The sequence below is a fragment of the Leptospira ellinghausenii genome, assembly GCF_003114815.1.
In the GTDB taxonomy this organism is placed as follows: domain Bacteria; phylum Spirochaetota; class Leptospiria; order Leptospirales; family Leptospiraceae; genus Leptospira_A; species Leptospira_A ellinghausenii.
The window spans coordinates 115,883-127,888 of sequence record NZ_BFAZ01000002.1 but is presented as its reverse complement, the minus strand read 5'-3'; the positions used below and the strand labels follow the sequence as shown (position 1 = coordinate 127,888).

The following is a 12,006-nucleotide window of genomic DNA, read 5'->3' as shown; positions in this document are numbered from 1 at the left end:
TTAAAACTCCGAGTTATCCATTTTTCCTATGGATGCTTTATATCCTTCCAAAGCGTTGTAATAAAGATAAATGATTTCATAATAACTTCTAAGCACACTAAGATAGTTTTTTTCGGCTTCCAAAAACGTAACTAAATTGGAAGCACCACGAATGTATGCAAGCCTCGATTTTTCTTGCACTTCTTTGTTTTTTTCTAAAAGTCCCATCTTCTGGTAATCTAGTAACTGTGACTCTCTTGCTTGTAATTCTTTGATGGCAGCAGAAATTTCAGATAAAATCTCATTTCTTTTCGCATCTACATCAAATCCTAATTTTTTATAAGATTCTTCTGATTTTAATATCTCACCTTGTTTACGATCAAAAAGTGGAAGTGGAGTGGCTGCATAAACACCTGCAACATTTTCATTTCCTTTATTCAAAAACTCTACCCCGAGGGTAAGCGGAGGAATGATTTCTCTTTTTTTGAGTTCAATATTCATCCGTTCTCGTTGTTGTCTTATTTTTAATGCAACAAGGTCTGGTCTTTCCTCAATATCAAAATCATTGAGATCAATTCCGAACTCCTTCGTGGAGATAAATTCCAACCTTCCTTTAATATTGAGTGGTGAATTGATATCAGAAATTCCGATTAACACTCGCAAGTTTTTAACAACTTGAGCGCGAAGGATCCTGGCATTTCGATATTCTCTTTCGATTTGCACTCTTTCCAGAGCCAAACGATCATACTCTAAAAAAGAAATATCTCCTTTCTCAGCACGTAACTTCGTTAAGTCGAGTAGGTCTTGGTAATTTTCTAAAAATTCTTTTTGGTAATTAATCTGTTCCGTAACGTATAAGTAGGTCCAAAAATTTTGGCGTAGGCGTAACCGAAACAAACGATCAAAATCCCGAAAACTAGCGATCGTTGCCAAAAACTCTTGTTTGGCAACCTTTTCACGTTGTGGAATCACACCACTCATATCAAAAGGTTGGTTGTAAATGATCGATGTTTCAGGAAGACCTGTTGCTGCTTTGGAAGAGGCACCCATAAACTGCTGTTGCATATTGACAATGGGATTGTAATACAAACTCGCAGTGATCACATCACCACGAGCCATACCAATATTTTGTTTTTCTCGCAAATACAGTGGATTACTCGAAACAGCAAAATTTTCTAACTCGTCCAAATTCCATTTTTCTTTGGAATCCTGCGCTCTTGAATCTTCGCCCAAATAAAACAACTCATCCTTAGAATGTAATTCATATACAGCTTTTTCCTTTGAAAAAACTGAAGTTGTCATGAATCCCAAAAATGGGATGAGTAGATATCTAATTAAATGCTTCATACTGTTACAAATTTTTTGATATAATCCTCTATACCATATTGAATGACTTTGATGGCTTCAGCACGATCATACACTTCTGTTATTTCGACAGTTCCCGTGGAAGGAGAGTTCGGATCTAATTTATAAGTGAGAAAATAATGATGGAGTTTGTTGATGAGTGCTTTTGGAACTTCTGAAATCTCTTTGATTTGACCAAACACTTCATCTCCTTTGAGGACAGCGACAATTTTGTCATCGGCTTCCCCTTTATCAATCATACGTAATCCACCAATCGGAATCACAGTAAGGATCATATTACCATGCGTGATCGGATTTACACTTAATACACAAATATCAATTGGATCTCCATCACCCACAATATCAGGCCTTCCCACTACCTCCGAACAATGTTTGCCCGAAGCTTCTCCAGAAAAAGTGCGAGGGATAAAACCATACAAAGTAGGAGAACGGTTACTATACTTTTGTGGTCGGTCAACACGAATGAAACCAGATGCTTTATCAATTTCATATTTCACTGTATCTTGAGGAGTTAGTTCAATAAAAACATCTAACTCATCAGGAGCTTTTGGTCCTAACTCCAATCCATGCCAAGGGTGTGCTACGTAATAATTTGGTTTCATTTATGTCCTCTTTCGTTTTGTTTTTTGATTTTGTTTTGATTGTTTTGTATCTTCATCATCTTCTTGGACTTCTTTTTCTAAATGAATTCCATGGGAATGATCAGTAGAATGGAATGAATCGGATGCTTTGTATTTTTTCATTTCTTCTACAAAATATTCATTCATCTTTCTTTCTCGTTCCATTTGTCTAAGTTCTTGTCTTTGTGCTAGTTTGACTAAAAACTCAAATGCAATCGGTAATAAAAATCGAGACAATATAGTCGCAACAAGTACTCCACCCATTACCACCGTGGCGAGTGGCCTTTGCACTTCTGCTCCCGCACTGGAAGCAATAGCCATTGGTAAAAATCCAATGATGGCCACAAGTTCTGTTGTGGCAACAGCCCTGAGAGTATAAACAGCAGCTTCAACCACGGCAATAGATGGATCTCTTGTGATTTTTAATTGGTCTTTTAAGGCAGATGCATACACAACCCCGTTTAACACTGATATACCAGCTGCGGCAATAAATCCAACCCCTGCAGGGATCGAGAAAGGAAGCCCTCTCATCACAAGAGATAAAATCCCACCTGACAATGACAAAGGAACTAGAATAAATACACCTAAGGCATAATAAACACTTCCAAATGCAATGAATAACATTCCAAAGATGATGGCACCTGCAATGGGAATCACAATCGCCAACCTGTTTTTTGCGCGAGTGAAGTTCTCAAATTGTCCGCCCCAATCCACATAATACCCCTGAGGTAAACCTGTTTCAATGGATTCTGTTGCCGCTTGTACATCATTCACAAAACCAATCATATCTCGTCCGCGAACATTCACCTCTACAAGGATTCTTCGTTTCAGACCTTCATGATACAATGCTGCAGGACCTTCTGTCATCTGGATATCTGTAACCTGTCCCAATGGAACCGTGCCACCTAACTCAGTCATAACGGGAACATTTTCAATGACCCCAATATCGGTTACGTCAGCATCAAGGCGAACGATCAAATCAAATCGTTTGTATCCTTCATATACCTTACCCGCATTAAACCCAACACGTAGGGTTTCGATGGTTGTTAGGACTTCCTCCGCCCTTACCCCATAACGTGCCATATTCCCACGATTCATTTTGATCTCGAGCAGAGGTAGACCGAGTAATTTTTGAACTCGTAAGTCTGCGGCACCTTGTATCTTTTTGATTTTGGATGCATAATTATCTGCGATTGATTTTAATGTTTTTAAATCATCACCGTAGATTTTAATCACGATATCGGCCTTTGATCCAGACAACAATGCGTTCACACGGTTTTCGATCGGTTGCGACAAACTGATGTAAGAAGACGGAACATTTTGATTGATCGAGTTTTTCATTTTCTCCATCAGTTCTTCTCTGTCTTTGGCGGTGACCCATTCCTTCCTGGGTTTTAACTTCACCATCATCTCACCTTCTTCCGAACCAATCGGTTCTGCTGCGGATTCACCACGGCCTTGTCTCGACACAACACTCACTGTTTCTGGAAACTTTAAGATCACCTTTTCCATTTCCAAATTCAAATCCCTGGAATGATTGATTGCTGTGGAAGGAAGTCGTTTGATATCGATAGCGATTTCACCTTCATCAATCCTTGGTAAAAACTCGGAACCTAAAGTAGAGGCGAGCATAAAGGATATAACAACAACTCCAATCCCGGCATAAGTAAACTGGCGTTTGAATTTCATCCCATAGGTTAAAATATCCGCATATTTGTTTTGGAATTTTTCCCAAAAAGCGGACTCATGTAAAATGGGCTTTTTATAAATATAAGACATGAGGGCTGGAAATGTAGTGATGGAATAAAGGAGCGCTGCACCTAACGCAAACGCTACGGTAATTGCCATCGGACGAAACATCCGCCCTTCCACACCTTCCAGTGTCATCAGTGGTAAATACACGAGTAAAATAATTCCCACACTAAATGCGGAAGCACGTACTACCTTGATGCAGGATTCCATGATCACATCTTCCATTCCATCTTCCATGTCCTGGGCTGAGGTTTTGGAGAGAAGGAAACTTTTTCGAATCAGAAATCCATGGAGAGTGGACTCTAACATCACAATGGAACCATCCACAAGGAGTCCAAAATCAAGTGCTCCGAGTGACATCAAGTTCCCCACAATCCCAAAGGCATTCATCAGAATGGTGGCGATCATCATGGAAACAGGTATTGCAAGAGCCACAGCAAACGCACCTTTGACGGTGCCAAGTGTTAGGATCAAACAGACTAAAACGATGATGGCAGCTTCTACTAAATTGGTAAACACTGTGGAGAGAGTTCGACCAATGAATTCAGACCGGTCATAATACACTTGGATCTTCATCCCTTGTGGGAGTCTTGATTCAATTTCCTTCATTTTTTCCTTCACTCGGCCTACAACTTGTAATGAGTTACTACCAAGTAACATCATCGCAGTCCCACCTACCACTTCTCGTTTGCCATTCATGGTACTGAGGCCAAACCGAAGAGCAGGTCCTGTTTCCACTCGAGCAATTTGACCAAGTGTAAGTGGGATTCCATCTTTTGAAGTTCGAACTGATAAACGCGAAATATCATCGATGGATTTAAATTGGCTTTCTCCTCTGATGACAAATTGTTCCTCACCTTTTTGGATGTATCCTCCACCTAAGTTTACATTGGCTCCTTCCAAAGCTTCTGTGATATGGGAGAGTGTGAGATTATGAGATAACAGTCGTTTGGGGTCAATTTTGATTTGGAATTGTTTGGCATCGCCTCCTACAACGTTCACATCTATGATCCCTTTGACAGAACGTAGTTGCCTAGCCACTTCCCACTCCATTACCGTTCGAAGTTCTTCTGGAGTATGACTTTCTGAGACTAAAGCAAATTCATAAATATCACCAAGACCTGTAGCGATAGGGGAAAGTTCTGGTCTCCCATAGGATTTCGGAATAAAATTCTCGGCTTGTTTCAGACGTTCATTCACAAGTTGCCTTGCAAAATAGATGTCGGTTCCATCCTCAAAGATAACAGTCACCGAACTCACACCCGTTCTGGAAATGGATCGAATTTCTGTGACTTTTGGCATCCCGTTAAACTCAAGTTCAATGGGATACGTGATGAATTGTTCTACCTCTAGGGGAGATAAACCCGGCACAGAAGTAACGGCTGAAACTTGGACGTTTGTCACATCTGGAATCGCATCAATGGATAAATTGAGTGCATTGTAAAAACCCACAAGGGTAAGGACAGCGGTGATCACAAGAACCGTTGCTCTTTTGTGGATGGAAAACTGAATGATTTTTTCTAACATAATACCTATTTCAAATATGAAACCACCCTATAAAATTTTACAGGGAATGGACGTAATTTACATGCAACGTTTACGCCAAAAATGGCGGAGGTAGGTAAAGAAAGAAAAATAAGATAGAGATTTCGGTAAAAAATTCAGTTTCTGTCGTCAAAATCGAAAATCGATTGAGGCAAATTTTGACAAGGGAATGTTCTCGTTTGTTTGGAACGAGTTTGAGAACCTGATTGGATTCTTTAGAGGAAGAAAGCACACGGGTCGTTTCCTCCAACTCGTAAGATTGGTATTGGAAGTCCAAATCTTCGAGAGGCGAAACAAACCGGTCGTCAACCAGATTTAGATTGATGAAAACCGCTAGAAGTAGGATGAACCCAGACTTCCAGAAGCGTCTTATTTTCACTGCTGTTTCCTATTCTTGAGACCCAGTTTCAGAGATGGAACCAGTGAGACAAGAGAATTCCCTTCAAAATATGAACTTTTTTCCGTTTAATTCAAAACACCGAAAACGATAGAGTTGCCAAAACTGTACTATGAATACACACTATCCCTACTGATGAAAGACGAATCGATAGACACAATTATAAGCGACGACATCACGTTTCGCGGAACCCTTTCCTTCAACCAAACATTAAAAATCAAAGGCCAATTCAAAGGAACCATTACTTCCCATGGTAAACTCATCATCGATGAAACTGGTGATGTAGAAGCAGATGTGGAAGTTGGAAGTTTAGTGGTTCTTGGCAATCTGAAAGGAAATGTCGATGCGAAAGAGAAAGTGGAATTAAAAAAGAATGGAAAGGTTGTCGGTGATATCAAAACACCGGGTCTTGAAGTGGAATTTGGTTCCAAAATTATTGGCAATTGCATCATGTAACAAAGGTTCACTTCGGACCAAATTTATCCGAAGTTCGAACCAAAGTTGATTCTAAGAGACCCATCCTTCGGTATTTAGTCGATCGTAGGGAGGGTTTCCAAAACACACACCCAAAAGAACTCCTTCAATCTGATTTTTCTTGTTTCCATTCTCCCTTTTCCCTTCCGGACATTGGTGAGGCAGTTTCCCTACTCCTTACATATGCAAAATCCAATCGTAAGATCTTACTGTATGGAGATAGAGATTCGGATGGTGTTAGTTCCACTTGTTTACTTGCATTCTTTTTAAAAGCACATCCAGAATTCCAATCGGCCAATTTAGAAGTGATGGTTTCTTCTGAAAGTGATCCATACGGACTCTGTAAAGAAGCAGTTTCTAAAATCAAAAAAGCAAAACCCGATTTACTAGTCACACTTGACTTTGGGTCAAGCCAAGCAGACGAAATTGATGAATTAACTTCCCTTGGAATCCAAGTGATTGTCCTCGACCACCACGAAGTTCCCGTTCGTATTCCCAAAAACTGCGCACTCATTAACCCAAGACGCACTGACTCAGAATACCCCGAAAAAAAAATCTGCACAGCTGCCTTATCCTTTAAATTGGTAACTGCGATTTTATTCCATGAAAGTTCTGAATGGAACCAGCTTTATGCCAAAACCATTTTAGCTGAAGATGGCTCTAAAGTAGTTCACTATTTCCAAAATGGAATTAAACTCTCAAACGAAACCGCAAGCACATTAGACTTATCTAATAGCGCTGTCAATCCTTACCCAGAAGACTTTTCCACCAATATTCCGTTAGATGACGAAAGAAAATTATTTTTTTACCAATGCCAAAAAATCCCGCAGTTTTTTGAACAATTGGAGGAAGAAACAGACCTTGCAGGCATAGGAACCATAACCGACATGATGCCACTTGTGGGAGAAAATCGGCATTTTGTGAAACTTGCGCTAGAATCTCTCACAAAGCTTTATATCAGTGATAAAAAAAGAAAAGGCCTTAAAGAACTATTAAAAGAACTCAAACTCAATCCGAACGGAATCACAACCAAAGATTTAGGATGGTCGATTGGTCCCGTTGTGAATGCGGCTGGTCGGATGGGGAAAACCGAAGAAGCAGTTTCTCTCCTTTTATCTGAATCAGAATCCGATGCTAAAGTTCGGGCCAAACTCCTCCTATCGATCAATGAAGAACGTAAAGAACGCACCAAACGGAATATGGACCGAGTGGAACGTTATTTTGCACGAAAACCAGAACGAACGGGGAAAGAAGTGGTCTATTGTTACGAACCTGATATGGAACCAGGTGTCAGCGGAATAGTTGCCACAAGAATGGTAGATACTTATAAAAAACCTGCTATTTTTATAGCACCTGACAATGGTGATGCGAGAGGTAGTGTACGATCCTATGGTCCAGAGAATGTACTCCAACTCTTAGAGTCACTTTCCCATCATTTTTTACATTTTGGTGGTCACCCAGAAGCCGGTGGTTTTTCCATCTCAATTGATCAACTACCTAAATTTGAATCCGAATTGTATGATAAAGCAAAACTTTGGTTAGATGAAGATAGTGCAAGCAACAAAGTTCATCTAATTGAGACTGACTTTACTGTTTTACCTGAAGAAATGGGTGATAAACTTTTAAAGGAATGGAAAGACCTAGAACCATTTGGCCAGGGTAATCCTGACATCAAATTAGGAATCAAAAATGCCAAAGCAATTCATCTAACTCCTCTGAGTGGAGGAAAACATGTTCGTTTCCATATTGTAGGGAGTGGTTCTTTAAAGTTTATGATTTGGAACAAAGGGGAAGAATTCCAAAACTTTATGTCGAAACATGGAAGTTTTGATTTGGTAGGAAGTTTGGAAGAAAACTTTTACCAAGGTAGAAAAACCTTACAGTTCATAGTGGAATGGTTTGGAATTTCTGAATCGGATGGATCCTAACAAATGGATATGAATTGAGAATCCTTCACAAACAGTTTAAACTAGAAATCTTCATAAAATCTTTTCTATTTCCCACCTTCCCGAAAAGATCGGGAGATGGTTTTTATCAGAATGTTAATTCTATTTTTTAAAACTCTTATGCATTGATGAGGATTTTTGACTCATCTACATACACAGGGGTCCATCCAGAATTGTCTTTAAAATAACGAACTGCTTTGATTCGTAAATGTTTGTCCAAAGTGAACCAATGGTTTGTATTGGCTGGGATAGAAATAAAATCACCCTTTCCTACATGCACTTCAAATCGTTCCCCGTCGATGATGAATCCAAAAATTCCGCTTCCATCGATGATATACCGAACTTCCTCATCCGTATGGATATGGAGTTTGTCAAACTTTGCGAGCATATCATTGATGCCTGGTACTTCATCATGAAGGACCACTAGGTCATTTGCCTTATATCCATGCTCTTTTTTCAATTGGTCAAAACGGTATTCCAAACCAGAAAGTATTTCTTCTTTTTCCGCATCCGATAAACCTTTTTGGCCAAGGATAAGATCCAATGATTCAGGAGTTTTATAAGACTCATACACTAGACCTTTTTGGGTCAAAAATGCTTTCACTTGGTCTTTGTCCTGGATCGTTTCTTGTTTTCTAACAATCGTTGCCATTCGAATTTACCACCTTTCCACTAGCCTTTTTCCATACCCCAGAGAATCAACTTGTTTTTCGCTATCCTGGATGTAATTCTGCTATAACAGATTTAGAGCAAGGCACCTGGTTGGAAAAAAAGCCAACCTGCGGTAAAAAACACACAGAGCAAAAAGACCAAAAATCCAAGGGTTGGCATACTCGGCAAATCTCTGACACCTGCGACAGCCCCAGTTTCTTGTTTCATGTAGGATTGGATCGTAATTTTCATGTAATAATAAAAAGCGATACAGGAGTTTGCCACCGCTCCAAAAAGAAGGATACGATTGAAAAGGAGATCCGATTCTGCCATTTTTTGTAACAGAAAAAGTTTGGTCCAAAATCCGATGAGAGGGGGAAACCCAGCAAACGACAAAAAAATCACACTTAGGGCAAGAGCAGTTAACGGATGTTCACCGCTTAAGTGAGAGATCCCATTTACAGTGACTTCATGTTTCCCTTGTTCCAAATACGAGATAATTGCAAAAGCAGCAAGGTTCAGTAAAGAATAAGAAAAGAGATAATACAATGCTTCAAGTGAAGCACCACAAGCGATCCCAGCGACAATATAACCCGCATGGGAAATGGAAGAATAAGCTAACATTCGTTTTAAATTTTCTTGTTTGAGGGCAACGATATTTCCCCATGTCATGGAGATTAGTGCAATTGAACCCATAAGTACTTTCCAAACATTCCCGATTTCACCAACAGGAACATGATTGAAAATGATGATCACAAGCCCAAGAGCAGAAGCCTTTCCAGCACTTGCCATAAATCCAGTGATTGGAGTTTGAGCGCCTTCATACACATCAGGTGTCCAAGAATGGAAAGGAACAAGTGCAGCTTTAAAGGAAACTCCAACTAAAAATAAACCAAGACCTAACTTTGAAAAGTTGGCCTCGTATCCTTTTAAAAATAAACCTCGTAGGGCACCGTCTAAATTCGTTGTACCAGAACCACCATACAAAAAAGCAATTCCAAGTAACATAAAACCGGAACTAAAACTTCCTAATAAAAAGTATTTCATCGCACTTTCTAAAGAAGACACGGAAGTCCTTGCCATGCCTATCATCACATACAAGGCGAGGGATAGAATTTCCAAACCAACAAAAATCACAATCAGATCATACCCAGAAGTGAGAAACATCATTCCCGACAAACAGAAAAGCAGTAAGGGAAAAAACTCAGGGAATAGTGTTTTATGTTGGGATAAAAAGGGAGGTGCGATGAGAAGTGTGATAAGACCAGCGATTAAATAAATGGCACTGAGCCATACTGTAAGAGGGCTTACCGAAATTTGGGATCCAAAAAATTTCCCGTATCCAGGTGAGTTTGTAATGTGATAAAGCGCATACATCGCTGTAAGGATTCCCAGAACAGAAAGGATCCAAAGTGGTTTCCCCTCTTCTTCTTTCGGAATCAAAAACTGAACAACAAGAGAAAGTAAAGCAACTCCACAAAGAACGAGCATAGGTGAGATTGCAATTAAATCATTCGAAGAAGGAGTATAAGACATGTTAGTTTCCTTTTTTCTCGTTTGGAGTTGGTTCCAATTTAAAATCGGATTCAATGGAGTTCTCTAGATTCTCCAAGTTTTCCTCTAGTTTTGGATTTGACTCTTGGTTTAAAGCCAAGGTAGGCAGTGCAAATGAAGATTTATAAGCTCCTAATCTTTCTTCGAAAGATTTTGGTTCCTTTCCTAAACTGATATAATCAGCAAATAATCTTTGTTCGCCTGTTCCCAGAAAATCCTTTTGTATTTGTTTTCTTTCTGCAACAGATTCTATGGATCCTGCATTTAAAAAGACATTTGATGATGTATGTAAAATCTCTAAAAATGGTTTTGGATAAAGACCGATCCAAAAAATGAGCACAACAAGAGGGCTTAAAATTCCTATTTCTCTAAAGGTGAGATCTTTGTATGGTTTTGCTTGTATGGTTTTACTCACACCAAAAAGGAATCGTTTCACAAACCATAAAAGGTATAAGGCTCCGAGAACGACACCTGTTGCGGCAATACCACCAAGCCATACATTGGATTTGATTGATCCCATAAGGATGAGAAACTCACCCACAAACCCATTTGTTCCTGGTAGGCCAATGGAAGAAAGTACTGCGATGAGAAAAAAAGTAGAAAACACTGGCATCTGGCCGGCAAGACCACCAAACTCAGATATGTTTCTTGTATGAGCTCTTTCATAGATCATACCAATCATAAGAAAGATCATCCCAGTGGAAATTCCATGGGAAACCATTTGTAACATTCCTCCCACCACTCCTTCCGTTGTAAAAGAAAAGATACCGATGATACAAAAACCTAAGTGAGATAAAGAACTATAAGCAACGATCCGTTTGATATCCGTTTGAACAAGGGCTGCCATCGATCCATACACAATCCCAATCACAGCAAGGGTTTGGACACCTGATTGTGAAATTAAACTTTGTTCAGGAAAAAATGGAATACAAAATCGAATGAAACCATAGGCCCCAATCTTTAACAATACACCAGCAAGGTCCACCGAACCAACGGTAGGTGCTTGTGTATGCACATCAGGCATCCAAGTATGCAAAGGGAAAAGTGGAATTTTGATCGCAAATGCGAGAAAAAAACTAAAAAACAAAAACCATTGGAGTGGCTCTGAATAGAGGGCCAAACTGGCTGTGGAAAGGGATTCAATAGAAGTTTTTCCTGTTTTGAAATAGAGTGTTAAGATTCCACCTAACATAAACAAGGAACCGGCCATGGAAAATAGAAAGTATTTGAGTGCTGCTTTTGTACGTTCTTCCCCACCCCAAATTCCAATCATAAGAACCATCGGAAGCACCATTAACTCCCAAAATACATAAAACAAAACTAAGTTCCCTGCGGCAAATACCCCAAGCACAGCTGTTTCCAATACAAGTAAACAGATATGGAATTCTTTGATCTTTTTTGGGATATTGGACCAGGAGGCAATGCTCGATAAAAAGAACATAAAGGTAGTCAGGGCAAATAAAAGTAGTGAAACTCCATCAAGACCTACATGGTAATCTACACTGAGTTTTCCAGAAAGGATCCAATCCGGAATCCAATGCACAAACTGTAACCCAGACTTAGAAGCATCATAAAAGAAAAAAAGGCCCACCGATAGAATCGTCGTAAAGGCAGAGGATAAAGCAGAGATCACTACCACTGCTCCCACACGTTTTTGCACTACGATGAGAAAAGAGGAAACAATCGGTAAAAAGATAATGATGGATAAAATTTGTTCCGGCAC

Annotated in this window: 9 protein-coding genes; 2 read left to right on the top strand and 7 right to left on the bottom strand. The window is 39.6% G+C overall.

Features of this window, described 5'->3' with window-relative positions; all coding sequences use genetic code 11:
• The 4 genes from DI076_RS01135 to DI076_RS01120 all read right to left on the bottom strand — a co-directional run bounded on the left by DI076_RS01135 (window position 1) and on the right by DI076_RS01120 (window position 5,640).
• On the bottom strand, window positions 1-1,326 hold the full coding sequence (locus tag DI076_RS01135) for a TolC family protein (protein ID WP_108958220.1): 1,326 nt from the start codon (window positions 1,324-1,326) through the stop codon (window positions 1-3).
• Window positions 1,323-1,946 (bottom strand): inorganic pyrophosphatase, encoded by a 624-nt coding sequence (locus DI076_RS01130; protein WP_108958219.1) that lies wholly within the window; start codon window positions 1,944-1,946, stop codon window positions 1,323-1,325. The genes DI076_RS01135 and DI076_RS01130 overlap by 4 nt, the downstream gene beginning before the upstream one ends.
• Window positions 1,947-5,243 carry an efflux RND transporter permease subunit gene (locus tag DI076_RS01125; protein ID WP_108958218.1) on the bottom strand — a complete coding sequence of 1,099 codons (3,297 nt, stop codon included), beginning with the start codon at window positions 5,241-5,243 and terminating at the stop codon, window positions 1,947-1,949. It lies immediately after the preceding gene.
• Window positions 5,244-5,313: 70 nt separating this feature from the next.
• Window positions 5,314-5,640: a hypothetical protein gene (locus DI076_RS01120; RefSeq protein ID WP_108958217.1), complete on the bottom strand. Its 327-nt coding sequence runs from the start codon at window positions 5,638-5,640 to the stop codon at window positions 5,314-5,316.
• A gap of 153 nt (window positions 5,641-5,793) precedes the next feature.
• Between DI076_RS01120 and DI076_RS01115 the strand changes: the two genes are divergently transcribed.
• Both DI076_RS01115 and recJ read left to right on the top strand, forming a co-directional pair.
• Window positions 5,794-6,114 (top strand): bactofilin family protein, encoded by a 321-nt coding sequence (locus DI076_RS01115; RefSeq protein WP_012388301.1) that lies wholly within the window; start codon window positions 5,794-5,796, stop codon window positions 6,112-6,114.
• Entirely contained in the window at window positions 6,102-8,060 is a 1,959-nt protein-coding gene (gene recJ, locus DI076_RS01110) for a single-stranded-DNA-specific exonuclease RecJ (protein ID WP_108958216.1), read from the top strand. Before DI076_RS01115 ends, recJ begins: the two co-directional genes overlap by 13 nt.
• Window positions 8,061-8,196: 136 nt before the next feature.
• Here the strand turns inward: recJ and DI076_RS01105 are convergent, their stop codons facing one another.
• From DI076_RS01105 to DI076_RS01095, 3 genes are all read right to left on the bottom strand, one after another.
• Window positions 8,197-8,730 (bottom strand): cupin domain-containing protein, encoded by a 534-nt coding sequence (locus DI076_RS01105; protein WP_108958215.1) that lies wholly within the window; start codon window positions 8,728-8,730, stop codon window positions 8,197-8,199.
• A 92-nt stretch (window positions 8,731-8,822) separates the two neighbouring features.
• A complete protein-coding gene (locus DI076_RS01100; protein ID WP_108958395.1) occupies window positions 8,823-10,265 on the bottom strand; it encodes an NADH-quinone oxidoreductase subunit N in 1,443 nt (480 codons plus the stop codon).
• 1 nt (window position 10,266) lies between these two features.
• The gene (locus DI076_RS01095; protein ID WP_108958214.1) at window positions 10,267-12,006 is read right to left on the bottom strand and encodes a complex I subunit 4 family protein; all 1,740 of its coding nucleotides are present in this window, start codon (window positions 12,004-12,006) and stop codon (window positions 10,267-10,269) included.